Genomic DNA, 23,147 nt, shown 5'->3' with positions numbered 1-23,147 from the left:
CTTCGGCGATCGCGCGCAACAACTTGTCTTCATCGGCCAGCAGATGCACGAGGCGGCGATGCGCGCTCGCCTCGATGCATGCCTGCTCGACGAGCGCCTCGCCTCCGCTAACAGCAAGACCTGGACAGGGTTGCGGAACCCGTTTCCGGAGCTTATCATGGTCGAGGAGTCAGAATGACCGAAACTGCCTCATCCGTTCGATTTTGACGGCCTCGTAACATTTAGAAGTCACACATCGCATTTTTTGAATACTATCTCATGTTTGCACTTAAACACGTTGGGCATGTTTATGGCAGTCGTCTTGTATTGGACTTGCCAGAATATATTGAGGCCCAGCCCGATGAAAAATGGCTGTTGCATGGGCCATCGGGAAGCGGGAAGACGACGCTTTTGCATATTATCGCCGGTTTGTTAAAGCCCTCACAGGGCAGTGTGCATATTGCCAAACAGGATATTTATGCAATGACAGAGACTGCTCGCGATCGATTTCGCGGGCAACGCATTGGCATTGTTTTTCAACAATTTCACCTGTTCCCGGTTTTTACGGTGCTGGAAAATTTGCTTATGGCGCATTATATGGCCGGTGTTCCGCAGGATAAAGCGCGTGTCCAACAGGTGCTTGCGACTCTCGGTCTGGCAGGCCGCGAACACGCTTATCCATCGGAACTGAGTTTTGGTCAACAACAGCGCGTGGCAATCGCCCGGGCTGTTGTTAACCGCCCCCAATTGCTGTTGGCCGATGAGCCGACATCTGGATTGGATGACGCGCGCAGCAAGCAGGTGTTGGATTTGCTCACGTCATCGGCGCGAGAGGTTCAGGCAACTCTGGTGGTGGCGTCACATGATCATCGCATTACCGATAGTTTTGACCATTGTATTGCGCTTGATGAACAGATGGAATTGCCCGCATGAATCTCTTCAAAATTAGTCTGGCCTATATTTATCGGCGCAAGTTGAATACATTGCTCAATATGATATTGTTGGGACTTGGAACGGGTATTGTCGTTGTTTTGTTGCTTTTTGGCGAACAATTTGAAGAGAATTTGCACCGCAATGTTCAAAATATCGATGTCGTTGTGGGTGCTAAGGGCAGTCCTTTGCAATTGATTTTATCCAGTGTCTTTCACGTTGATGTGCCAACGGGAAATATACCGCTTTTAGAGGCGCGTGAACTGGCAAAAAACAGAGCGGTTGCACAGGCGATACCCCTGGCGTTGGGGGATAATTATCGGGGATATCGCATTGTGGGAACGACGTCCGAATACGCCAAACACTACCGGGCGGAATTGGTTGATGGTACCTTTTGGGATGCACCATACCAGGTGGTTATAGGCGCGCAGGTTGCCAACGAGACGGGTCTTGCGCTGGGTGACGAGGTTATTAGTTCGCACGGTTTGACCGCAGAAACGGCTTCTGAACAACACGAATCGCAACCGTTTCGCGTGGTGGGTGTTTTGCAACCAACGGGTTCGATTATCGACCGTCTGTTACTGACTGCTGTGGAAACCGTCTGGCTGGTTCACGAACCGCATGAAGAAGAGGGCGATGGACTGGATCACCACCTGGAGAGCCAGGCCGATGAGAACCGCGCACGCGATGTTCTGGGTTTGCCGATGGACAGTGAAGCCGATGCCGAGCGCGAAGTTACGGGTTTGTTGATTCGCTATCGTTCACCTATTGCAGCCGTGTCATTTCCGAGGTATGTTAATAAAGAGACCAAATTTCAGGCTGCGTCCCCCGCATTTGAGACAACGCGCCTTTTTGCATTGCTCGGTGTTGGGTTGGAGGTGGTGCGGGTTTTTGGTGGGGTTCTGGTGTTTGCAGCGGCGTTGAGCATTTTTGTGGCACTTTATAATGCGATGAAAGATCGGCGATACGATCTGGCTATGATGCGTGCTCTGGGGGCAAGTCGCGGCAAACTTTTTGTTCAGGTGCTTTTGGAGGGGGTCTTGCTTACACTGATGGGCACGGGGTTGGGTTTTGTGCTTGGGCATGCAAGCACTGAGGTGATTGGCGTATGGGTGCGCGAGGCACAGCATATAAATTTGACGGGATGGATTATTGTGTCCGATGAATTCTGGCTCATTGGTCTGGCGCTTGTGTTGGGTAGTGTATCGGCTCTTATACCGGCGCTTCAGGTCTATCGGACAGATGTTGCACAAACACTGGTGGAGGTATCGTGATGAATATACAACGCACGGTAATGTTTATTTTATTATTTGCTGTGGTTTTGAGAATAGATACTGGCAGTGAGACACCGCCCTCGTCAACAGACCATCGCCCAGAACTTCAGGCGTCTCCACTGCCCCAGATGATGAAGGGTTCGCTTTGGGAAACCCTTGCGACGGTGAGTTATGATCCCTATGCGCCGACCTTTATACCCATATTTTCCGATACGTTGAAAAAAATGAATGGCAAACACGTCGAGCTTGTCGGGTTTATGATTCCGCTATCGGCTCAAAAAAAACAGGCGCGTTTTGTTTTGACTCCGTATTCACTTGGGGGATGTTCTTTTTGTGTAGGCGGAGGTGGGCCTGAGTCTCTTGTAGATGTTCACCCGAGCAAACCGATTGATTTTACTTATTATCCCGTTACTATTACAGGTCGTCTGGAACTGTTGCAAAAAGATCCGTCCGAACTCTTTTTTCGCATCAGCAAAGCCGAGGTGATGGATAAGCGCGATATGAAAAACAATCCTGGTGATACATATTAATTGTGTCGTTATTATGAATAAGAAGGAGATAATAAATGGCGCGTTTGAGCTATCAAACCGCAGGTGATAAAATTGCCATTGTTCTTTCAACAATGTGTGCGATCCATTGCTTGACATTGCCTGTTGCACTTATTGCGTTTCCGTTGTTGGCAACTACGTTTGTTGGCGATGAACATTTTCATGGGCTTTTGATGTGGCTGATTCTGCCCACCAGTATTCTTGCTCTTGGATTGGGGTGTCGCCTTCATAAAGATCAATTTGTCATTGGTTTCGGTATCCTCGGGCTGTCCCTTCTCGTCATAATGGTTATGGTTGGCCATGATCTTTTTGGGGAAATAGGGGAACGGGTGGGGACCGTTTTAGGGTCGGGATTTTTGATCTCAGGCCATATTCGGAATCATCATTTATGTCGCAAAGATGATTGTGAAAAATAGGATAAACACGCGAAAGGAGACGTAAAATATGGAGAGACAAAATCCAATGCGACTCAAAGTGATAAGTGTTATAGTGTTTGCGTTCTTTGTTTCTTGCCATGGAGAAAATAAAGAAGATGCACACCACTTGCAACAGGCGGCAGATATTCACAAGGCGATGATGGAAATTGAAAAGCAATTTGAGAGCCAACTGGATAGTCTAAAGTCATTTTCACATCATGCTGTGGAAATACGCGATAGTCTTCAGGTTATCGAAAAAGACTTTGAATTGTGGGAAAAAAATGTGGTTGAAGTGCCGGGAGATGACTCGGCAGAGGCCCATGATCACGGTCATGGACACCATCACGAAAAAGAAGATCTACAGGTGACACCCGAGCAAATGGTCGAGATCCAAAAAGAGCTAAAATCAAATCTCGAAAAATTGCTTTTGCGATTGCAATCGATTAGACAATTACGAGCGCATTCCGCAGGGGACAAATAGGCGCATTGATAGACAACTATTTTTGCTCGAGGTAGCCCCATATAGTATTAAAAATGAATTTCTACACCAGACACCCGCTCGTTAAAACGCTGATCGTCATATTGCTCGTCGGCGCGTTTGCCCTTGCCTTTGGGCATGCGGTTGACCATGGTGAACATGGTGACCATGATGAACATGACACCCATTGCTTCGTTTGCCATTGGATTTATAGCTTTAGTGGTCTTATCAGTGATGTATTGACTTCTGGTGCATTATACGCCTGTTATTTTTTCGCTCTGCCGCATCCCACATTTTTATCCCACCAGTTTTTCCTTTCACCTCAGAGCCGATCTCCTCCAGTAGTTTCCTGAATACTGAATATCTCAATACTAAAGTTTGCATTATTTTTCTGTATTTTTGTGCCTTTTTGTGCGGGCATAAGAGGGGATCCCTCTGCGTGTTCTCTGCCCGTGCGGGCTTATTCAGGAGACTATCATGTTTTTTAGAAAAAACTCGTTTCAACGCATTTTCACCGCTGTGGCAGTTCTGACTTTGTTTGTGATCGGTTGTGGTAGTGACGATCCCACGTCTCACCAGGAAGAGCATTTTGAACCCGAGGGTCTGGTTATTATAGATTCGGGCAATCGTTTTTTTCGCTATTTTCGAGGGCAGATCGATGCCAGCGGTGGTCGGAAAGATCATCTCGACGCCCCTCTCAATGAGGAAACGTCGCACTGGAGCATCCGTTTTCTGGATGAAGATGGCGACGAGATTGACCCGCCAGATGATCCGGATTTCAAATTTACATGGGCGATTGCCGATCCCACGGTTTTGGAAGTTGTTCAGGATGCCGATGATGTCGGCAAGTTTGATTTTCACCTGCGGGGTCTCAAGGTAGGCGAAACTACGATTGAACTCCAGGTCACGCACGACGATCATGTGGATTTTCGCACCATTCCCATTCCGGTGCATGTCGGAGGGTAGTAACTGCTTTGCCCTCACCCTGTTTTTGAAAGACCGGGTGAGGGCTTTTTATAGGAGGTATGTTTTGAGATTTACAGCCTTCATTCTCGTTTTTGTGGTCTGCTTTTCCGCGATCAGCGCATCGAGTGAAATGCGTTTGCTCGAGGGATATGTTTTTGATCACAAGACCCAACGCACAATTGACAATGTCGATATCATACTCGATGATGGCGCAACGAGCACGACAACCGATGATCGGGGCCGTTTTGTCTTGCGTCTGTCGCAGGGCGTTCATCGCCTGTCTTTTTTTCGTGTCGGGTATGGATTGGTGAGTCGGAAAATAAGGGTTTCGGATGAGAAATTGCCCATTCTATACGTCGAAATGGTTGCCCGGGAAATTGTTGCGGATACCATTGTGGTGGTAGGAAAAAGTGCAGAGACGCGCTTTGAAGAATTGTACGAAGCGACTGGCGTGCTTTCTGGAGATGAGCTTCAGAAGAAGTATAGTCTCACGCTTGCCGAGACGATGAAAAACGAAATCGGCGTCGCTATCCGCAGCATGGGACCTGCTCCCGCTCGACCAGTTATACGCGGTCTCAGTGGCGACCGCGTGCAGATCAATATAGATGGTATGGAGACTCGGGATCTTTCCGCTACTTCTGCTGATCACGCGGTTACGCTTGAGCCTTTTAATTCAGAACGCCTCGAAATTATCCGGGGGCCGCGCATACTGCTTCACACGGCATCGGCTATTGGTGGGGTTATCAATGTCGTGAAACAGAAGATACCGGAAGACTATCCGCAGCGCGTTTTTGGCAGTGTTGGTGCTTATGGAGAGACGGTTAATCGCGGGTATCTCTCAGCCGCTGGTATTACAGTGCCCGTAGGTCCGCTCGCGCTGTATGTCGAGACCACGTACCGCAATACCCGGGATGTGCAAACGCCTATTGGCAGGCTTGTCAACACACCGATTGACACGCGCACGCATACACTTGGTCTGTCGTATCCCACTGATCGGGGATATATCGGTGCCTCGTTTGATCAGTTCGATACGCAGTACGGCATTCCCGGTGGCTTTATTGGCGGACATCCCAATGGCGTAGATCTGGATATTGATCGCCGCGTGTTTGATGGCAGGGCGGCCTACCATTTTGATCACAAGGTGTTCAGTAGTGTAGAGGTGGATTTTACCAGGACCTTCTATCACCACTTTGAGTACGAGTCCAGCGGCAGTATTGGGTCTGAGTTTTTGTTCCACGACTACCGCGGTGATCTCAAGTTGCTTATGAACACACAGGGTCAGACGCGAAATACCGTTCTGTCTCTGGGCTTTGGTCATCACAATCTCAAATTGGGGGGGTTTGTTTTTACGCCGCCCACGCGAGAGCAATGCGCTTCCTTAGGTCTCTACCACGAATTTATTTATCGCGATATCGAATTTCAGGCTTCTGCGCGTTATACGTATGCCGACTTTGATCCGCGTCCGACGACAAGGAGTATTGCGGCTCTCGGTGTAGGTCGCACCTTTCACGCCTGGTCTGCGGCAATCAGTCCGCTTGTGAACATTACCGACCAGCTAACTGGGGGTTTCAATTTCAGCCGATCCCAGCGGGAGCCTACTATTGAAGAGCTTTATAACGATGGACCGCATCTGGCTGCTTACACTTTTGAGGTGGGTAATGTCGATCTCGAGGCCGAGACGAGTCTGGGCTTTGAGGTCTTTTTTCACTATTTGCAACCGGGTATCGATTTTGTTTTGAGTGGATATTGGAACGAGTTTGATACCTATATTGCCCCGCGCAATACCGGAGAGATCAATTTTGCCCAACTGCTGCCGATTTACGCTGCCGATGGTGTTGCCGCGCGATTTTTGGGTCTGGAGATGCATTTGGGGTGGCGTTTAAATACCCGTTTGAATCTGGAATTAAACGGTAGTTATGTGCGTGGAGAGAACAGGGATGAGCATTTGCCTCTGCCCGAGATGCCACCGCTCAAGTTTGTGGGCAGTGCGACATATCAGCATCCCTATCTTACGGTTGGCGGGACTGCAGAGTTGGTCGCAGGACAGGAGCGGGTGGATATATTCGAAGAGCCTACGGATGGCTATGCTGTTTTCAGTGTCTCTGCCCAGCGCGATATTAATACCAACCATACTCGCCATAGTATTATTCTCTCTTTGGACAACCTTTTGGATACGGAATACCGCAACCATCTCTCGCGCATTCGATCCGTGATGCCCGAAACAGGGCGGAGCATTAAAGTGCATTACAAGATGTTTTTCTTTTAATTTAGCGGTCAGTTATCCTAAAACCTTACTACGCCCCAGACCAGCAGACTGATCTGGGGCTTGCTCTTTTTGAGGTCAAGCCCTATCTTTCCGCGTTGAAAATGAAAAGAGTTTTGCAGTAAAACACACACAATGGAAGGCCTGAAGACGTGCATTATTCTACTGAATCGAGAGAAAAACTCGATATCCTCGAACACGGCGCGCCTGTTGATGGGAAACCGCAAACGAGTGATCGGCGGCTTTACATGCAGTTGCAGGTTTTTACGGGTGTCAGGGATGTCGATGCTGTATCTGAGGCGCTCGATCAAAGCGGTCTCGATGCCGCGCTCTATCTCGATGCGCACGATCCCTGCGGCATTGGCATTGTTTTTTTGACGGAATCGCCGGATTTGTTTGTTACGGATATTCGCGTTTTGCTCAATGGCGATCCATTCTCTGTCTGTACACGTCGTCCTGAACTTACGATGCTCGGTCGCACGTATGCCACGGGTTATGAGCCAGATCTCGAATACGCGCTTATCGATCGACCGCGCGATAATGTGCTCAATCCCGAATGGCCGTGGGCGATTTGGTACCCGCTGCGTCGCAATGGGGCTTTTGCCCGTCTCGATCACAGGGAACAGCGCAAAATTTTGATGGAGCACGCTTCTATTGGACGCGCTTATGGACGCGAAGATTACGCGCACGATATTCGCCTGGCCAGCTATGGTCTCGATGCCGATGACAATGATTTTGTCATTGGTTTGATCGGTGCAGAACTCTATCCGCTCTCTCGCGTTGTGCAGGATATGAGAAAGACCCAACAAACTGCACTTTATGTCGAATCGCTGGGTCCTTTTTTTGTGGGGAAAAAACGATAGCTGTTAATAGGAGTTTCCTCACAATTTCTCTAAAATCACCTTACGCATCGCATATTCCATCATGGGCGGGCACCATTTGCCCAGGAGGGCGAGCATTCGATTGGTAGCGCCTGGTATGATCAGGTGCTTTTTCTTTTTTATGCCTCGAAAGATGTGGTGCGCCAATGTTTCGGGTGGCATGCGTTTTTCTTCGCGTGTGTTGTGCGGGCTGTGATGCCGCGCATGGGCTGTGCGCGTTGGGCCGGGGAAAACTGTCATGACGTGAATATTCTGCGGCGCGAGAGCGAGGGATAAACTTCGTGCATAGGAGGCCAATCCACTTTTGGTCGCTACATAAGTTGCAGCACCCGGATAGCTCGTGTAGTGGGAGAGGGAGGAGATGAAGACTATGGACGCGCCTTTTGCTATCAGGTCGGCTTTTAGTAATGCCGCTGTGAGTCGCATCGGTGCGTAGAGGTTTACGGCGATTACGTGTTCTTGAGCTTCTATGCTTATGTCGGAGAATCGTCCGACGGCGTTGATGCCCGCGTTGTGTATCAATAAATCAATTGGTTTTCCCTGGATTAGTTTGGGGAGAGCACGGGCGATGTCCGCTTCTGAGCGCAGGTCTGCGATGACAAATCGCGCAGCTAATTCTCGTTCGACTCTCGCTGCGCTCGCGGCATCTATATCCACGCCCGTTATGGTATATCCCGCCTGTGCGAAGCGATGGGCAAGTGCTTTGCCGATTCCATGCGCCGCGCCTGTGATGACCGCGTGTTTCACGTTGTTCGTACCATGGTGTTGACTATGCCTTCGCAATAGCGTCCCAAAAATCGCGCCCATGCGTTTTGCCATCCAATTGTCGCGATAAAACGCCGTCCATCTATCGCCTGTGTGATTTTTTGGGCGACCCTTTCTGCGGACGGAAATCCCTTTGTCTTTTCGTTGTCCATGCCAATTTTTCGATGCAAGCCCGTGCGCGTCGCTCCCGGGTGAATGATCTGTACATTTATGTCGCCTTCGATTTGCAAATTGCGTCCCAGTGTGTTGAGGGCTTCTTTGCTCGCTGCATACACGGCGTAATCGGGACAGGGAAAGGCATGTGCGATTGAGCCGATCATTACGAATTTTCCATTGGTTTTTTTCAGGTATGGCATCAGGGCGTGTGCCAAGCGTAAGGGTGCCATCAGGTTGACTGCTGTGATCTCCCGAATGCTTTCCGCGCTTTGTTCTGCGATAGGTCCAAAATATCCGGTGCCAGCATTTTGAATTGCCAGGTCTATGACGTCGATTTTTTGCGCGTTCAGAAATTCACATACCCGTTCTGCACACTTGTCCTGCGATAGGTCTGTACGACAATATGTGTCTTTGGTGTATAACGGATCATTGAGTGTGTCCAGTGGGCGTCTGCCCACCAGTACTAGCCTATCTTCTCGCGTCCGATAGATTTCTGCAAGTGCCCGGCCAATCCCGTCTGTTGCACCGGTGATTAAGACTGTTTTTTTTTGCATTTGCTCTTGACGCCTCTCTTTCTGTCATGTAATATGCTTCTAACTTAATATAGGAGTTCTACATGATCCAGCGTCTTGAAACCCTTTATTACCAGTGTTTGCGTCATATTGAACAGGATCTCGCGCCTTTTCACATGCTGGTTGGTGCGAATGGCAGCGGCAAAACGACTTTTCTCGATGCTATTGCGTTTCTCGGGGATTTTGTGCGCGATGGCCTCGATGCAGCGATTTACAGTCGGGCGAGTGAGTTGCGCGATTTGACCTGGCACGGTTTTGCAGATCGATTTGAAATCGCTGTTGAATTGTCCGTGCCCGCGCACGAATCCAATCTGTTTTCCGATCGGGATTTTTCGCGGTGTCGATACGAAGTCGCCATTGGCGTGACCGAAGAAAACAGTGAGGTTGGGATTCTGTCCGAGCGGGTGCTTTTGCTCACAGATATTCAGCGAGATGATCGCGCTGTTCAAGAGTCGCTCTTTGCAGTGGAGGGTCCAATACCGCAAACTCTGGCGACGCCCAGGCTGCGCGGCGTCAAGACTATTGTCAATAAAGTTCCCGGTGGCAATGATAAATTTTACGATGAATCCGGTGCGGGATGGGATCCTTCTTTCAAGCTCGGCGCGAAGCGTTCGGCACTGGGCAATTTACCCGAGGATGAAGCGCGTTTTCCCGTCGCTACATGGCTCAAACACACGCTTTCAAATAGTATCCACAAATTCGATCTCAACGGAGAACGGATTCGCCGCCCCAGTCCGCCGGGACAACCGCGCAATCTGTTGTCCGATGGTGCTAATCTGCCCTGGGTGGTCGCTGACCTGAAAGTGAATGAGTCGGACAGGCATGCGGCCTGGCTGGCGCTGTTGCGCACTGTTTTGCCGGGTTTATCCACTGTTTACACGGTTGTGCGTCCCGAAGATCAACACTGCTATCTCGTGGTTAAGCACCACAATGATCTCGAGACACCGTCGTGGATGTTGTCCGATGGGACTCTGCGATTGCTGGCTCTAACATTGTTGGCTTATGTGCCCGATGGCGATGGAATATGTTTGTTCGAAGTTCCGGAAAATGGTCTCCATTCCGGCGCGGTAGAAGCGGTTTTTAAAGCATTCAGTGCGGTAGCACAGCACGAGGACAGGGCGCGTGCCCAAATTTTGACCACTACGCATTCGCCCGTTGTTTTCGACCTGGCTGATCCCGAGCAATTGCTCTGTTTTGTGACCACTGAAACAGGTGCGACGGAAATTGTATCGGGTGCTGACAGAGGGGCGGGCTGATGACTGTTGACATATATGTAGTCTCCCGTTATATTGATTCTACCAATTGTATCTGACGCAACTGGCGAATATCCGGAAATGACCGGAAGGAAGCGTTAGAACTAAAATTTAAGGGGTCGATCGCCTGGGCTCAATCCGCTATAGGATTGGGCTTTTTTTGTGGCTATCAGCAGTCAGCGGTCAGAAAAACCAAAAACACAGGCTTTTTGCTGATAGCTGATAGCTAAAAGCTGACTGCTTTTTCCAAAAGGATTGTCTTATGTCTCAAGATGGACTGACTCTGCGCTATGGTTGCAATCCGCATCAATCTGATGCGCGTGCGTACTCTCCCAGTGGCAAATTGCCCTTTACGGTGCTCAATGGAGCGCCGGGTTATATCAACCTGCTCGACGCGCTCAATTCCTGGCAACTCGTGCGCGAGCTTAAAGAGGTGCTCAATCTGCCGGCAGCCGCGTCTTTCAAACACTTAAGCCCTGCTGGTGCGGCTGTTGCTGTTCCCATTTCCGATGCGCTGCAAAGGGCGTATTTTGTCGATGATCTCGATCTTTCGCCTCTGGCTACGGCTTATGCCCGCGCTCGGGGTGCGGATAGGCTATCCTCTTTTGGCGACTGGGTGGCTTTGAGTGATGAGGTGGATCAACCGACTGCGCGTTTGCTCAGCCGCGAAGTGTCCGATGGCATTATTGCTCCGGGGTATCAACCGGAGGCGTTCGATATTCTCAAGAAGAAAAAAGGCGGCAGTTATCCCATTCTTCAGATGGATGAATCATATGCGCCTGCTGGCCCGGAGTCTCGCGATGTTTTTGGCATTGTTCTGGAACAGACGCGCAATACCAAAGCCATTAATACGGATATTTTAACGAATATTGTGACAAAGAATAAAGAGGTTTCTCCCGAATCAGAGCGCGATATGCTCGTGGCGACTCTTGTTCTGAAGTACACGCAGTCCAATTCGATGTGTTTTGCCTTTGATGGACAGGTTATCGGCAATGGTGCCGGGCAGCAAAATCGTCTGGCGTGTACGGAGATTGCCGCGGGTAAGGCCGAAGCGTGGTATTTGCGCCAGCATCCGGATATTCTCAATTTCAAATTTAGAAGAGGGCTAAAGCGTCCCGAAAAGATCAACGCTATTGAAGCTTATTTGCGCGGCAATATGACGCGTGAGGAACGTCGGATTTGGGAAGGTTGTTTCGATACTGTGCCTTCTCCTTTGAAGGAGAAGGCGCGGCGAGGGTGGATTGGACAGATGGACGAGATTGTGCTCAGTTCCGATGCGTTTATTCCCTTTCGAGATAATATTGATCGCGCCGCTCGCACGGGTGTCAAATACGTGGTTGAGACCGGGGGCTCCGTGCGCGACGACGATGTTATCGCAGCCTGTGATGAATACGGTATGCTTCTGGTTATGACCGGGGTGCGTTTGTTCCATCATTAAGACAGCTGATTGCCCAACCTTAACGTAACGTCAAAGTTTTTCGTTGACATTGATGTTGTGTTGGGGTATATTTTGTGCCTAACTTTAACGTAACGTCAAAGTTTGTCTGTTCTATCCATAAAAACGAGGTGATTTGTTGTGTCAAAATGCGATGATGGTTTGATGCATATTGGGAAATTGGCAAAAGAAGCCGGTACGACTACCCGTACAGTGCGCTATTACGAAGAGATGGGTCTGATATATCCCGAATGTCGAAGTAGCGGCGGTTTTCGATGTTATTCCCACGAGCAACTGACGCGGTTGCGCATGATTTTGAGTCTTAAAGAGATGGAGTTTGATCTCGAACACATCAAGGTCATTATTGACAAACGAGAGCAAAACAAAACTGCAGGCGAACTCGCGCATGATATTCTCGAAGATCTCAATGAACGCCTTAAAGAAGTTGAAGAACAGATTGAACACTACAAGCATATACGCAAAACGCTAACCCAAACCATAGCCAGTATCTGCGCGTGTTTGCCCTGTGATCTCAGAGTTGAAGAGCGTCTCTGTCCAGCGTGTCAAACGCTCAACCAATCGACGTGTCAGTCCGTACCATTTTTTCATTCTACACCAACTGTCGAGACACTGGAATTAAAACTATGAAAAAAGAATTAAAAAAATCAGCAGAATCCTTAACTAAAAGCGATTCTCCTTCGCAGGCTCAGGGCCAGCTTACAGATCTTTATTTGCGCGATATTCGCAAATACACTCCTCTTTCCCGCGAGGACGAGGTCAAAGCCATAAATGCCGCGCGTAAGGGCGATCAAAAGGCGCTGGATCATCTCATTACAGCCAATTTGCGCTTTGTTGTGCGCGTGGCTGGCGAATACACGGGGCGCGGGTTGCCCCTTTCCGATCTCATTGCCGAAGGCAATATGGGCCTTATACGCGCTACCCAAACTTATGATCCTGAACGCGGGTACAAATTTATCACTTATGCGGTGTGGTGGATTCGCCAGGCGATTCTCTCTGCGCTCAATCGCCAGACGCATCCGGTCGCGTTTCCGGTCAATCAAATAGATGATCGCGATGTGCTCAATAAAGTGTCTGCCGCACTTTCACAAGCATCCGGTCGCGTTCCCACTATTGACGAGTTGGCTTCAGAAACCGATTTTTCACCTCGACGGGTGCATAAGGCACTTCAAACGAGCCTGGCATCTGTTTCGCTCGACAGCCCGGTATATGAAGATGGGGACCGCCGGTTTGCCGATGTTATTCCCGATGATGCACCCCTGCCAGATGAGGATGTGCATGCCAGCCGATTGCGCGATCTTTTGCACAAGGGCCTGGCCGATTTGCCCGAGCGCGAAGCCGAGATTATCAACCGCTATTTTGGTCTGGATGTTGATGACGCAGAATCGCTCGAGCAAGTGGGCAAGCGTTTTCACATTAGCCGCGAGCGCGTGCGACAGCTCAAAGACCGCGCGCTTGGGCGATTGCGCGAGCATATGGACATAGAAGAAGTTGCATTATAGAGGAGTCATTGATGATTATTGATACGCATATCCATATTTACGACCCCACTCGCCCAGAGGGTGTGCCTTTTCCCGAGCCGGATGACGAGATTTATCGCCGGGTTATGCCCGAAGACTACAGAGCGCTGGTCGTGTCTGAAGGTGTTACGGGGGCTATTATTGTCGAGGCGAGTACATGGGTTGAAGATAACCAATGGGTGCTCGATGTGATTGAGGATGATCCGTTTATCGTGGGGCTGGTCGGTAATCTCGATCCGCGTGCTGAGGATTTTGGCGATCATCTCAATCGCCTATCTCCCAATCCGCTGTTTTTGGGTATTCGCCCGCGCACCCATCCCTGGGAGCGAGAGGATTTGGGCAAGATGGCGGGTGCTCTTGAAAAGCTCGTCGAACACGATCTCGAACTCGATTCGGGGATCAACGATGCGGTTGTGGAAATCGCGCGTCGTTTGCCCGATCTTCGCATTGTGATCAATCACTGCGGCAATATTCCGGCAGATGGGAATCCCATTGCGCCCGAGCGTTTGGAGCTTATGCAAAAAGCCGCGGAACAGCCCAATATTTTTTGCAAGGTGTCGGGCCTGATGGATTTGCGCTGTCAGGTCATTCCGGCTCCTACAGATCCCGATTTTTATGTCTATTTGCTCGACGCGCTCTGGCAGCTTTTTGGTGAAGATCGCGTGATTTACGGCAGTGATTGGCCGGTTCTCGAACGCAGCAAGCGCACCCCTGCCGAGGCGCAACGCCTTGTGTATGATTATTTTTCTCAAAAGGGTGACGCGGTGCTGGAGAAGTATTTTTGGAAGAATGCAAAGGTCGCGTATAAATGGCCGGATAGATGAGGTGGTACGAACTATGCAAGTCATACCTTCTGGCGGCGCACTCGGCGCTGAAATTCGGGGGCTTAATATTTCGCAGGCACTCGACGATGATAACGTCCAGGCTATTCGCCAGGCATTGCTCGATTACTGTGTGGTGTATTTTCGGGATCAAGATTTGTGTGAGGAAGATCAGATTCGCTTTACCAATTATTTTGGTCGCGCGGTAGAACACGTTCGCAAACAACTGGATCGGGAAAACAAAGAGATTTTTATTGTTTCCAATATCGAGGAGAACGGGCAGCCCATCGGTGCTCTGGGCGATGGAGAGGTTAGCTTTCACTCCGATTTGTCGTATCTCAAGCGGCCCGGCACGATTTCTGTTCTCTATGCGCTTGAGATTCCCAGTACAGGGGGCAATACCCAGTGGTGCAATTGTTATGCCGCGTATGAAGCGTTAGATGAAGATATGAAAAAACGGCTCACGGGATTGCGAGCCGTGCATCGCCATTATGTTGAGGAACAAAACCCACCCGAGCGCGTTGACCATCCGGTCGTGCGCACCCATCCAGAAACCGGGCGCAAGTCGCTTTATGCCGGTCCCCATCTGACCAAATATATTCTCGATATGCCCGTCGATGAAAGCGACGCGCTTCTCAAGACGCTTTTTGAGCACGCGGCCCGTCCCGAATTTTTGTGGACCCATATCTGGCAGGTCGGCGATCTGGTGATGTGGGACAACCGCCCCACGATGCATCGTCGCGAACCCTTTCCGCCATCGGAACGCCGCATGATGAAACGCACGCAGGTTTTTAATGCGGATGATATTCCGTTTGAATGACGCAGGGGGGGTTATACCCGATGCAGATGGGTTCCCTTGCTCTCCCGCAGGTCCGTTATCCACCGCGTACACCATTCGTCAAAGCTGTCTTGCACAGATGCGGGGGTTTCTTTACTCTGGACGATAAATTCGGGCCAGAATGGGCGCCCTGTGGGTGTGCCCGTTTTTTGAAACCGCAGGTCCATGCTCCAGCGCACCAGATTGGAGCGGTTTGGCTGGCCTCTGTGCGGGGTGTACGCGCTCATCATGAGTACGTCGCCGCGTTTCATTATGCAGTTTACGGGTTCGATTTCCGGCATGTACATGGGTTTGATCATGGTGCCGCCTTCGCGCTGGTGTTCGAGCAGTCCCATGGGTACTACGCCGGGCAGTACCTGTAGGCATCCGCGTTCCGGGGTGACATCTACGAGTGGTATCCAGCAGGTTATGATTTCCGAGATGTCCGCTTCTTCTTTTGTTACGCCTTGGTCCTGGTGCCAGGGTACCTGTCCGGGTTGTGTTTCTCGCGCGGGCAAGTAGGGGCGGAAATGCTGAATTGGACTCAGGGTTATTTCTGGTCCTATGAGGCTTTCGACTGCGGATAATAATTGTTCGTTGAAGAAGATGTCGAACATCGGTTTTACGCGCGCGCGCATGATGTCAAATCCCCCCACAAAACTGCGCAGCGCGTCATATCCCTTATCGTCTAATTCCCGGGCAATCGCAGCCAGCCGATGGCTGAAGGGTTTGTCTGCATGTGCGGATGAGATCGTTCCTTCTTCCAATAGTTCTTGCGCCTTTTGATTGATCAATATGTCGTAAGCGTGTTCAATCGGTTCAAAGGCCGCGTCATCCAATACATTTTCCGCAATCGTGAATCCCCGATCGCGATACTGGTCAATTTGATTTTGTGTCAATGACATGGTGTTTTTTCTCCTTTGATGCGTGTGACCGGCGTTGGTGTTGAGCAACTGATAGCTATCCATTGACCGTTTTGCCAAGAGAATCCACAAAGATGAGGAAGTCGGAAATGCCAACGGTTCCATCGCTGTCGAGATCAAATTTTGGATCGAAGTTCTCCTGTCCGCTCTGGGTTCCAAATACTTCAACAAAAAGTAAAAAGTCTGGGATCCCAACCTGCCCATCGCCATCAAAGTCGGCAGTTGGCATACTCGGCATCCCCGTATCTGTCTCTTTCTCAAAAGTGATCACGATCTTGATAGGATCATCTGGTGATAAGTACTGAGAAAGTACGCTCATTGCGAGGGGTCTTGCATCTTCGGGTATTGATGCCAATAATTCTTCTAAAAGGAGCGGTCGTATGATCTTCAGTGAATTCGCCGTAGCTGTGTACGTATAATTGAGTGGGTCTTCATTTTCGCGCGTTATGGTGAGTGCATGGGTATCGGACATGATCGTGTAATTTCCCTGGTATTGGCTCATATCGCGTACAGTAACTTCAACCGGAATTAACCCACCTAATAACGCAGAGATATCGGTCACTGTTGTGTAGTCAGATTGAACCTTGCCATCTGAACCAAAAGTTATTGTGCCGTTGATCTCGCCTTCAACTGTGAGAGGCGATGCAAACTGCACGAGCTCGGCCGGGACATAAGCGTTTAGCGCGATCTTCTCAGCTACCCAAGAGCCGACGATATCACCGCCTTGAGGCTGGGGGGTTTCTGGCAGCAATCCCGCGTCTGCTTGTCCCAATATTATGACTGTCATCATAAGTAGAACGCAGTTTCTCAGCATCTTAAACCTCCATTTTTTGACTGCGACGCCAAAATTTGACCAGTTCATATATTTATCTGCAAAGCCCGTAAAACCCAAGTCCTTCAGGCTTGGGTCGCATGGCGAAGGGCTTACGATTTTATGGTGTGGTGCTTTTACTGGCGGCACAATCCTCAAGGGATTGTGGGCGATGCATCAACAAGATTGCTCAGCATGCGGACATAGAGAGAAAAAGACACTTTCTGATCGTGTGCATCATTGCAAGGCGTGTGGGTATAAGACGGACAGAGACCACAATGCTGCGATAAACATATTGACGTTGGGGCTACAACGTCAGGCGGATTGACCGCCAAGAAGCCCAACTGCTTCGGCGTTGGGAGTAGTCACGCCTTTCAGGTGTTGAAGTTTTCTGGTTTAACTTCTTGTACATACTCCTCTATTTTAAAACGATTTCGACCCGCGCCACGCCCTTTACATTTGCACAGCGGTCGTCGTGTCCGGGAATGATCAGTCGCAGGGGTCCGCCATAGCTGGCGGGCAGGGGTTGTCCTTCCAGTCCGTAGATTAACAATCCTCGTTCCCGGACGAGGGCGAGATCAACGGTGGCTGAGAAACGGTCGGCGTCTGCGTAAAAGATTGCGTCGGCATTGGGTGTGTGGTCCAATACTTCGCGTACCCAGACGCCCTGTCCCTGGCGGTCGGGGACGAGTGTACTTATATCTGCGATCTGATTCGGTAGTGTGGCAAAATTTTCAAAGTCGAGGATTCGAGAGGTATTCGGTGTTTCTATTGTCAATATGGGTGTGTTTTGCGTGCTTTTCAGCGCGGCTGCCATGCGGTCCTGGATCATGTCGAATAAGCGGGGATCGCCGCCCAATGGGCTGGTGAGTAGGATGCGTATTTGTGGGTTTTCGTTTTGGAGAGTTGCGATGCGTTGTAACAGGTTTTCGCGCATTGTATCGGGCAGGGCGATTAGTGCGGGGAATATGAGAATGCGATCGATGCCTTCGCTGGTGCGCACGCTTTCTTCCAGTTTGTCAAATGAAGTAGCTGCTACCTGATCGGCGATTTTGGCGTCGTTTGCCGCGTTGATAAATTGGCGAGATATCTGCGCTTCGCTTTCGGCACAGATTAAGAGTAGTGTTTTCACGATATTCACGTTCCGTTCAGACGACGCTCGGCAAAAGAGATAATAACTGGTTTACCTGCTATGTATCCAATCATTCCATTTGAAAACCTGCCTTTAGGCTTCCAGATTTTCCTGGTTCTCACGTCCGTTTTTATTCTGGTCGGCATTGGATTCATCTTGTGGCAGATGATCCGCGCAATACGCGATAAAAGGGAATAATGGGTGGCCGTCTTAAACAGCCATTTCCGCGCGGATGGTGTCGTGGTGCTGGTAATTGATGAGTTCAAAGTCGTCTATTTCAAAATGATCGATTTCGGTTTGTCCGCGGTCTTTTATCCGCAATTTGGGCAGGGGATATGGTTCGCGAGATAGTTGTTCTTTTACTGCGTCGAGGTGGTTTAAGTAGATGTGTGCGTCGCCCAGGACATGGATAAATTCGCAGGGTGTGAGGTTCGTGATTTTTGCGACCATGTGCAATAATACGGAATAGGATGCGATGTTGAGTGGTACGCCTAAAAACATGTCGCACGATCGCTGGTACATTTGTAAGGATAGTTTGCCTTCTGCGACGTAGAATTGGAAGAAGTTGTGACAAGGGGGCAGTGCCACGTCTCGAGTGCCTATTTCGGCTGCGTTCCAGGCATTGACCATGATGCGCCGGGATTCGGGGTTTTCTCGGATTAGATCAATCGCATTTTGAAGTTGATCGACCACTTTTCCGTTGGCGCCTTTCCATCGCCGCCACTGTACACCGTAAATACGCCCCATGCTGCCGTCGTTTTTATTTCTTCCCAGGCGGTTCAAATAGTCCTCGTAATTGCCATCCCATAGCCGGTTGCTTTTCAAATAGGTTTTTAAGTCGTAGATGTTGTCGGATCCGGATATAAACCACAGGAGTTCCGATAGTATCGATTTCCACACCAGTCGCTTGGTGGTTACTGCGGGAAATCCGTCTGCCATTGCATAGCGCGCATGCAGGCCAAAACACGAGATTGTGCCCACGCCCGTGCGATCTCCCTTTTTTACGCCGTGGTCCAATACGTGCTGCAGTTGGTCGAGATATGTGTGCATATAGAAATACCCCCTCTTCACATGTCGATATTTGATGGGGGAGCATAAAGGCGAGAAGCGTAACGAGCAGAAGTTCTCTGTCTAACTCTTGCGCTCATAATATACAACTGTGAATTGATCATGTGGCTCTTTTTTTAAGATGAACCATTCATTTTCGTCAAATTCTGGGAAGTATTCATCGCCTGCGTACTCGCCGTCGATATACGATAGGATCATCCGGTCGGCTTTTGATAGTGTGGCGCGATATATTTCGCCGCCTCCGCAGATGAATACTTCGCGGCCATAGGACCTGGCTTTTTCGATGGCTTCTTCAAGCGATCTGCACACATCTACGCCTTTTGTGTCGGGCATGGTTCGGCTCACAATGACATGCAGGCGATCCGGCAGGGGTTTGCCACCCCAGGATTGATATGTTTTGCGGCCTACCAATAAGGTATGTCCGGTTGTTGTGCGCCGAAAGTGCTTCGATTCTTCAGAGATGTGCCAGGGCATTTTGTTGTCCCGACCAATGACGCGGTTTTTGTCCATTGCAGCGATGATGGTCATTTTTCCCTCAGATTTTTATGGGCGCGATTTCCAATAGGGCGTTGGTTTTTACGACATGTCCGATGAGGTCGTGTTCGGTTGCGTCGGTGATTTCGACTTCGACAAAGTCGCCGATATTTGCAGGTCCTGTGAAGAATACGGCGCCGTCGATTTCCGGGGCGTCCATTCGCGTGCGTCCGACGTAGTGATATGCCGGGTCGTCGGAGGCTTCATCTACCAGTACTTTGAAGGTACGTCCCACATGTGCGGCGTTCAATTCGCCCGATATTTGCGCCTGCAATGCCATGAGGTCGTTCAACCGTTCGCGCTTGATGTCTGCGGGTACGTCGTCTTCCAATGCGCCCGCTTGCGTATTTTCTTCGTGTGAATAGGTGAATCCGACGAGGCGGTTAAATTGCATTTCATCGACAAAGTCCATGAGTTCTGCAAAGTGTTCATCGCGTTCGCCGGGAAATCCGGTGATGATTGACGATCGGATGGTCAAATTTGGTATGCGTTCGCGCAAGGTGTGGATGAGTTTTCGAATGCCCGCTTTTGTGGTGCCCCGGTTCATGGCTTTTAGTATGGGGTCTGATGCGTGCTGGATGGGCAGGTCGATATAGGCGCACAATTTTTCTTCGGTTGCCAGGAGGTCGATCAACTCATTGCGCCAACCGGTTGGATATGCGTATAACATCCGCACCCAGTCGAGTTTCTCGATTTGGATCAGTTCTTCTATCAGGTCTATCAGCCGGGGTTTGCCATACAGGTCTGCGCCATATCGCATGGTGTCCTGGGCGATGAGGGCGATTTCGCGCACGCCATTGCCGACCATGCGATAGGCTTCGGCGACGAGGCGATCCAGGTTTTCGCTTTTGTTTTTTCCGCGAAAGCTCGGGATGGCGCAAAATGCACATGTTCTGTCGCATCCGTCCGAGATTCGCAAGTACGCCCAGTGTTTTGGGGTGAGTAGATGGCGTGCTTCTGCATCTCGAATGGTGTGTATGCGCGATGTGCCCAACAGGTTATCGCAGTGTGCGACGATTTCGCGTTCTCCGGCGAGGCCCACGATCATGTCTGCTTCGACGAGTTCGGTTTCCAATTCTGTTCGGTACCGCTCGGCCAGGCAGCCCGTGACGATGACGCCGCGACATCGTCCGTTTTTTTTGTATTCTGCGGCGTCCATCACTGTTGCTATTGATTCTTCTTTGGCTGGTTCGATGAATCCGCAGGTGTTGACGACGATGATGTCGGCGTCTTCTGCGTCGTCCGAGAGGTCGTAGCCGTTGAGCTTGAGGAGGTGATGCATGCGCTCGGAATCGACGGTGTTTTTGGGGCAGCCGAGGGTTATGAGGTTGATTGTTGGCATAGGGTATTTTGGGGTTAAAGGTTTATTGCATTGCCGTCCAGATAGCCCACGCGTAGATTGCGATGAGTATTGCGATTACCGCGGCAAATACAATCGCTTTTGGTTTGCGCGCTGGTATGTTGAGGAGCATGGCTGCGATCATTAAAAGATATGTGATGAATAAAATTTGTCCAACGCGTTCGTCGGGCATGATAAAGCGCGTTGTGAATGCCAGCGGCAGGAGTAATACCGATGATGGCATTTCGTCCCGGTCTTTGTCTGACAATTTTATGGCGTAAACGCCTGTGTATCCGATGAGCAATGCGACGGATAGGGGGCCTTTTAATCCAAAGCAATAGACAAAGATAGCAGGTGCAAAGCCATAGGTGCAAATTGCAATGAGGCGGTTGAGGACGACGTGTTTTGGGTCGCGCCATATATTGAGCAGGACGGCGAATAGAAGAGCTATGAGGGCGACTTCGTATTGCGCGTGTATGGCATAGATTACAATGCCAAAGGCAAAGAACAGTCCCGATAGCGCGATTAATCTGGATGGTGTTTCCGACTTCATGATGCGGCCTGTACGCCCAGTTGTGATCCCGCGTGTACCTGCACTTCGATGCCTGCTTGTGTATCGCGGGTCAGGTCATTGTCAAAGACAATGCGCCCGGGCTCAAATAAGAGTACCAGAGTAGATCCTCCAAATTGGAAATAGCCCTTTTCCTGCCCACGTTCTACATTGCCCGGCTGGTATGTTTGGACGATGCGCCCCACGCCCCAGCCCGCTACTTCCATGATCATGATGCGTCCAAAGTGTTCGGTTTCGAGGTATGTCACTTCGCGTTTGTTGTGGGCAAATAAGTCGGGTTTTACGTCGAGGGCAATGGGGTTGACGAGATAATAGCGTCCAGAGATTTTAGTAGATGAGGTTGCGATGCCGGCAACGGGAAAGTGGTAGCGGTGATAGTCTGCCGGGGCCAATCGAATGACGAGTGCAGCACCATTCCTATAGGGGATTGCGGATTCTTTTGATGATAGGAGGTGTGCAATATCGACATGGGATCCTTTGATGGGTAAACGGGTTTGTGCATTTAGTTTGGGATATGCGAGTACTTTTCCATCGGCGGGTGAACAGAAGATGTGGGAATCGGCGATAAAGGGGCGTGCGTCGGGTTTGAGTTTGCGCGAGAAAAAGGCGTTTAGATTTTTGTATTGGTTCAGGGGCAATTCGATTTCGTTGAGGTTGATGTCGTATTTTTGGACGAATGGTTGGATTTTTTTTTGCGATCCCGACAGGTCCATCCATTTGCCGAGTAGCCAGCAAAATGGGTATGTGTTCAGGAATATGTTGTAAACAAATATTGCGACGCGAGATCGCGCGACAGCATATTGAATGCGGGGCAATATGAGCGGTTCGGAGATCATTTCATCTGTTTTGCGATTGCGATAGGTTATTTGTTCGGTCATGAGTGGGGTGTGCTCTAAAGCTATGTGAAAGATTTGGGCCAGAATGTTTCTGGTCGGGTTTCAAAGGTCATGCGTTCCTTTTTTGTCGGGTGTGTTATGGTCAGGCTCTGTGCGTGGAGGGCGATGGCGCGGTTGGGAAATGGTTTGCGCGATCCGTATTTAAAATCGCCCAGTACGGGGTGGCCTATGTCTGCGAATTGTACGCGTATTTGGTGATGGCGCCCGGTGGCGAGGTCCACGCGTACTGAGGAGACGCCGTTATGGTATGCCAGTCGCTCGTAGGTGAGTTCTGCGCGTTGTCCATGAGGAGGGGTTACGATGCGGCTTTTTGTTTGCCGCCGCGCGATGTGGTTTACGAGATGGCCGTTTTCGGGGGTTTTGCCGTGGACGAGAGCGATATAGCGTTTTTCAACGGTTCGCTCTCGAAATTGTTGCGATAAGCGGCGCGCTGATGTCGATGTGCGCGCAAAGACGACTACGCCAGATACGGGGCGGTCCAATCGGTGTACGAGTCCGAGAAATACGTTGCCGGGTTTGTTGAATTTGACTTTGAGATAGGCTTTGCCCATGTCCAGCAAGTTTTTGTCGCCGGTGTGGTTGCCCTGTACGAGCAGGCCCGCGGGTTTGCGTACGACCAGCAGGTGATTGTCGAGGTAGAGGATGTCCATTGTGAACTGAATTTAAATGCTAATGCTTAAAAGCGCAACTGATGTGGACATTTTGCGGTTGACCGCAGAGGTTGAATGGGATAGCTTGCAGCGGTTGGTGGCTGGTGGTTTAGTATATGTAGGGGCGGTGC

General features: G+C 50.2%; 27 protein-coding genes, 1 pseudogene and 1 riboswitch. Of the genes and pseudogenes, 16 read left to right on the top strand and 12 right to left on the bottom strand.

The window, feature by feature from the left end:
- The 6 genes from OXG87_14965 to OXG87_14940 form a co-directional block, all read left to right on the top strand.
- On the top strand, positions 1–178 hold a 178-nt coding region (locus tag OXG87_14965; GenBank protein ID MCY3870847.1), incomplete at its 5' end, for a GTP-binding protein.
- Between the two features lie 80 nt (positions 179–258).
- Complete coding sequence (locus OXG87_14960; GenBank protein MCY3870846.1) at positions 259–912, top strand: ABC transporter ATP-binding protein; 654 nt, start codon at positions 259–261, stop codon at positions 910–912.
- Positions 909–2,183, top strand: a complete 1,275-nt coding sequence (locus OXG87_14955) for an ABC transporter permease (GenBank protein ID MCY3870845.1) — start codon at positions 909–911, stop codon at positions 2,181–2,183. The genes OXG87_14960 and OXG87_14955 overlap by 4 nt, the downstream gene beginning before the upstream one ends.
- Positions 2,183–2,713: a DUF3299 domain-containing protein gene (locus OXG87_14950; protein MCY3870844.1), complete on the top strand. Its 531-nt coding sequence runs from the start codon at positions 2,183–2,185 to the stop codon at positions 2,711–2,713. The genes OXG87_14955 and OXG87_14950 overlap by 1 nt, the downstream gene beginning before the upstream one ends.
- 35 nt (positions 2,714–2,748) lie before the next feature.
- Positions 2,749–3,147 carry a MerC domain-containing protein gene (locus OXG87_14945; protein MCY3870843.1) on the top strand — a complete coding sequence of 133 codons (399 nt, stop codon included), beginning with the start codon at positions 2,749–2,751 and terminating at the stop codon, positions 3,145–3,147.
- Between the two features lie 28 nt (positions 3,148–3,175).
- Positions 3,176–3,628 carry a hypothetical protein gene (locus OXG87_14940; protein MCY3870842.1) on the top strand — a complete coding sequence of 151 codons (453 nt, stop codon included), beginning with the start codon at positions 3,176–3,178 and terminating at the stop codon, positions 3,626–3,628.
- Positions 3,629–3,675: 47 nt separating this feature from the next.
- Here OXG87_14940 and OXG87_14935 read toward each other — a convergent pair whose 3' ends face one another.
- A complete protein-coding gene (locus OXG87_14935; protein ID MCY3870841.1) occupies positions 3,676–3,828 on the bottom strand; it encodes a hypothetical protein in 153 nt (50 codons plus the stop codon).
- 274 nt (positions 3,829–4,102) lie between these two features.
- On the opposite strand from OXG87_14935, the gene OXG87_14930 reads away from it, so the two are divergent.
- The 3 genes from OXG87_14930 to OXG87_14920 all read left to right on the top strand — a co-directional run bounded on the left by OXG87_14930 (position 4,103) and on the right by OXG87_14920 (position 7,717).
- Complete coding sequence (locus OXG87_14930) at positions 4,103–4,591, top strand: hypothetical protein (protein ID MCY3870840.1); 489 nt, start codon at positions 4,103–4,105, stop codon at positions 4,589–4,591.
- 64 nt (positions 4,592–4,655) lie between these two features.
- Positions 4,656–6,857, top strand: a complete 2,202-nt coding sequence (locus OXG87_14925; protein MCY3870839.1) for a TonB-dependent receptor — start codon at positions 4,656–4,658, stop codon at positions 6,855–6,857.
- A gap of 149 nt (positions 6,858–7,006) precedes the next feature.
- The gene (locus OXG87_14920) at positions 7,007–7,717 is read left to right on the top strand and encodes a chlorite dismutase family protein (GenBank protein ID MCY3870838.1); all 711 of its coding nucleotides are present in this window, start codon (positions 7,007–7,009) and stop codon (positions 7,715–7,717) included.
- An 18-nt stretch (positions 7,718–7,735) separates the two neighbouring features.
- Here OXG87_14920 and OXG87_14915 read toward each other — a convergent pair whose 3' ends face one another.
- Positions 7,736–8,554, bottom strand: coding sequence for an SDR family NAD(P)-dependent oxidoreductase (locus tag OXG87_14915; GenBank protein ID MCY3870837.1), 819 nt, complete (start codon positions 8,552–8,554; stop codon positions 7,736–7,738).
- Complete coding sequence (locus OXG87_14910) at positions 8,479–9,210, bottom strand: SDR family NAD(P)-dependent oxidoreductase (GenBank protein MCY3870836.1); 732 nt, start codon at positions 9,208–9,210, stop codon at positions 8,479–8,481. Before OXG87_14910 ends, OXG87_14915 begins: the two co-directional genes overlap by 76 nt.
- 62 nt (positions 9,211–9,272) lie before the next feature.
- Here OXG87_14910 and OXG87_14905 point away from each other — a divergent pair, with 62 nt between their 5' ends.
- The 6 genes from OXG87_14905 to OXG87_14880 all read left to right on the top strand — a co-directional run bounded on the left by OXG87_14905 (position 9,273) and on the right by OXG87_14880 (position 15,095).
- Entirely contained in the window at positions 9,273–10,484 is a 1,212-nt protein-coding gene (locus OXG87_14905; GenBank protein MCY3870835.1) for an ATP-binding protein, read from the top strand.
- 47 nt (positions 10,485–10,531) lie between these two features.
- A riboswitch (ZMP/ZTP riboswitch) is annotated at positions 10,532–10,621 on the top strand.
- A gap of 122 nt (positions 10,622–10,743) precedes the next feature.
- Positions 10,744–11,919, top strand: a complete 1,176-nt coding sequence (locus OXG87_14900) for a phosphoribosylaminoimidazolecarboxamide formyltransferase (GenBank protein MCY3870834.1) — start codon at positions 10,744–10,746, stop codon at positions 11,917–11,919.
- A gap of 138 nt (positions 11,920–12,057) precedes the next feature.
- On the top strand, positions 12,058–12,564 hold the full coding sequence (locus OXG87_14895; GenBank protein MCY3870833.1) for a MerR family transcriptional regulator: 507 nt from the start codon (positions 12,058–12,060) through the stop codon (positions 12,562–12,564).
- Positions 12,561–13,436: an RNA polymerase sigma factor RpoD/SigA gene (locus OXG87_14890; protein ID MCY3870832.1), complete on the top strand. Its 876-nt coding sequence runs from the start codon at positions 12,561–12,563 to the stop codon at positions 13,434–13,436. The genes OXG87_14895 and OXG87_14890 overlap by 4 nt, the downstream gene beginning before the upstream one ends.
- An 11-nt stretch (positions 13,437–13,447) precedes the next feature.
- On the top strand, positions 13,448–14,278 hold the full coding sequence (locus tag OXG87_14885; protein ID MCY3870831.1) for an amidohydrolase family protein: 831 nt from the start codon (positions 13,448–13,450) through the stop codon (positions 14,276–14,278).
- A gap of 13 nt (positions 14,279–14,291) precedes the next feature.
- Entirely contained in the window at positions 14,292–15,095 is an 804-nt protein-coding gene (locus OXG87_14880; GenBank protein ID MCY3870830.1) for a TauD/TfdA family dioxygenase, read from the top strand.
- Between the two features lie 11 nt (positions 15,096–15,106).
- Here OXG87_14880 and OXG87_14875 read toward each other — a convergent pair whose 3' ends face one another.
- Positions 15,107–15,997, bottom strand: a complete 891-nt coding sequence (locus OXG87_14875; GenBank protein ID MCY3870829.1) for a phytanoyl-CoA dioxygenase family protein — start codon at positions 15,995–15,997, stop codon at positions 15,107–15,109.
- Between the two features lie 55 nt (positions 15,998–16,052).
- Positions 16,053–16,829 carry a hypothetical protein gene (locus tag OXG87_14870; GenBank protein ID MCY3870828.1) on the bottom strand — a complete coding sequence of 259 codons (777 nt, stop codon included), beginning with the start codon at positions 16,827–16,829 and terminating at the stop codon, positions 16,053–16,055.
- 178 nt (positions 16,830–17,007) lie between these two features.
- Here OXG87_14870 and OXG87_14865 point away from each other — a divergent pair.
- A pseudogene (locus tag OXG87_14865) lies at positions 17,008–17,154 on the top strand (zinc ribbon domain-containing protein).
- 90 nt (positions 17,155–17,244) lie between these two features.
- Here the strand turns inward: OXG87_14865 and OXG87_14860 are convergent.
- The 7 genes from OXG87_14860 to OXG87_14830 all read right to left on the bottom strand — a co-directional run bounded on the left by OXG87_14860 (position 17,245) and on the right by OXG87_14830 (position 23,016).
- Complete coding sequence (locus tag OXG87_14860) at positions 17,245–17,958, bottom strand: molybdopterin-dependent oxidoreductase (protein MCY3870827.1); 714 nt, start codon at positions 17,956–17,958, stop codon at positions 17,245–17,247.
- Positions 17,959–18,168: 210 nt separating this feature from the next.
- Positions 18,169–19,008 carry a thymidylate synthase gene (locus tag OXG87_14855; protein ID MCY3870826.1) on the bottom strand — a complete coding sequence of 280 codons (840 nt, stop codon included), beginning with the start codon at positions 19,006–19,008 and terminating at the stop codon, positions 18,169–18,171.
- Positions 19,009–19,089: 81 nt separating this feature from the next.
- Positions 19,090–19,554 (bottom strand): dihydrofolate reductase, encoded by a 465-nt coding sequence (locus OXG87_14850; protein MCY3870825.1) that lies wholly within the window; start codon positions 19,552–19,554, stop codon positions 19,090–19,092.
- Positions 19,555–19,561: 7 nt separating this feature from the next.
- Entirely contained in the window at positions 19,562–20,902 is a 1,341-nt protein-coding gene (rimO, locus tag OXG87_14845; protein MCY3870824.1) for a 30S ribosomal protein S12 methylthiotransferase RimO, read from the bottom strand.
- 22 nt (positions 20,903–20,924) lie between these two features.
- The gene (locus tag OXG87_14840) at positions 20,925–21,452 is read right to left on the bottom strand and encodes a hypothetical protein (protein MCY3870823.1); all 528 of its coding nucleotides are present in this window, start codon (positions 21,450–21,452) and stop codon (positions 20,925–20,927) included.
- A complete protein-coding gene (gene asd, locus OXG87_14835) occupies positions 21,449–22,348 on the bottom strand; it encodes an archaetidylserine decarboxylase (GenBank protein MCY3870822.1) in 900 nt (299 codons plus the stop codon). The genes OXG87_14840 and asd overlap by 4 nt, the downstream gene beginning before the upstream one ends.
- A 20-nt stretch (positions 22,349–22,368) precedes the next feature.
- Positions 22,369–23,016 carry an RNA pseudouridine synthase gene (locus tag OXG87_14830; protein MCY3870821.1) on the bottom strand — a complete coding sequence of 216 codons (648 nt, stop codon included), beginning with the start codon at positions 23,014–23,016 and terminating at the stop codon, positions 22,369–22,371.
- Positions 23,017–23,147: the final 131 nt, after the last annotated feature.

It is taken from the genome of Gemmatimonadota bacterium (assembly GCA_026706845.1).
Taxonomy (GTDB): Bacteria; Latescibacterota; UBA2968; order UBA2968; family UBA2968; genus VXRD01.
Note: the sequence above shows the minus strand (reverse complement) of the source record. Positions and strands in the feature narration are given on the sequence as shown.

Excerpts from the sequence above, each read along its gene's own strand:
- OXG87_14960 (MCY3870846.1), top strand. The coding sequence starts at position 259 with ATGTTTGCACTTAAACACGTTGGGCATGTTTATGGCAGTCGTCTTGTA.
- OXG87_14870 (MCY3870828.1), bottom strand. The coding sequence starts at position 16,829 with ATGCTGAGAAACTGCGTTCTACTTATGATGACAGTCATAATATTGGGA.
- OXG87_14915 (MCY3870837.1), bottom strand. The coding sequence starts at position 8,554 with ATGGCAAAACGCATGGGCGCGATTTTTGGGACGCTATTGCGAAGGCAT.
- OXG87_14930 (MCY3870840.1), top strand. The coding sequence starts at position 4,103 with ATGTTTTTTAGAAAAAACTCGTTTCAACGCATTTTCACCGCTGTGGCA.
- OXG87_14945 (MCY3870843.1), top strand. The coding sequence starts at position 2,749 with ATGGCGCGTTTGAGCTATCAAACCGCAGGTGATAAAATTGCCATTGTT.
- OXG87_14955 (MCY3870845.1), top strand. The coding sequence starts at position 909 with ATGAATCTCTTCAAAATTAGTCTGGCCTATATTTATCGGCGCAAGTTG.
- OXG87_14890 (MCY3870832.1), top strand. The coding sequence starts at position 12,561 with ATGAAAAAAGAATTAAAAAAATCAGCAGAATCCTTAACTAAAAGCGAT.
- OXG87_14935 (MCY3870841.1), bottom strand. The coding sequence starts at position 3,828 with ATGGCAAACGAAGCAATGGGTGTCATGTTCATCATGGTCACCATGTTC.
- OXG87_14875 (MCY3870829.1), bottom strand. The coding sequence starts at position 15,997 with ATGTCATTGACACAAAATCAAATTGACCAGTATCGCGATCGGGGATTC.
- OXG87_14880 (MCY3870830.1), top strand. The coding sequence starts at position 14,292 with ATGCAAGTCATACCTTCTGGCGGCGCACTCGGCGCTGAAATTCGGGGG.
- OXG87_14830 (MCY3870821.1), bottom strand. The coding sequence starts at position 23,016 with ATGGACATCCTCTACCTCGACAATCACCTGCTGGTCGTACGCAAACCC.
- rimO (MCY3870824.1), bottom strand. The coding sequence starts at position 20,902 with ATGCCAACAATCAACCTCATAACCCTCGGCTGCCCCAAAAACACCGTC.
- OXG87_14885 (MCY3870831.1), top strand. The coding sequence starts at position 13,448 with ATGATTATTGATACGCATATCCATATTTACGACCCCACTCGCCCAGAG.
- OXG87_14855 (MCY3870826.1), bottom strand. The coding sequence starts at position 19,008 with ATGCACACATATCTCGACCAACTGCAGCACGTATTGGACCACGGCGTA.
- OXG87_14905 (MCY3870835.1), top strand. The coding sequence starts at position 9,273 with ATGATCCAGCGTCTTGAAACCCTTTATTACCAGTGTTTGCGTCATATT.
- OXG87_14840 (MCY3870823.1), bottom strand. The coding sequence starts at position 21,452 with ATGAAGTCGGAAACACCATCCAGATTAATCGCGCTATCGGGACTGTTC.
- OXG87_14850 (MCY3870825.1), bottom strand. The coding sequence starts at position 19,554 with ATGACCATCATCGCTGCAATGGACAAAAACCGCGTCATTGGTCGGGAC.
- OXG87_14940 (MCY3870842.1), top strand. The coding sequence starts at position 3,176 with ATGGAGAGACAAAATCCAATGCGACTCAAAGTGATAAGTGTTATAGTG.
- OXG87_14950 (MCY3870844.1), top strand. The coding sequence starts at position 2,183 with ATGAATATACAACGCACGGTAATGTTTATTTTATTATTTGCTGTGGTT.
- OXG87_14900 (MCY3870834.1), top strand. The coding sequence starts at position 10,744 with ATGTCTCAAGATGGACTGACTCTGCGCTATGGTTGCAATCCGCATCAA.
- asd (MCY3870822.1), bottom strand. The coding sequence starts at position 22,348 with ATGACCGAACAAATAACCTATCGCAATCGCAAAACAGATGAAATGATC.
- OXG87_14910 (MCY3870836.1), bottom strand. The coding sequence starts at position 9,210 with ATGCAAAAAAAAACAGTCTTAATCACCGGTGCAACAGACGGGATTGGC.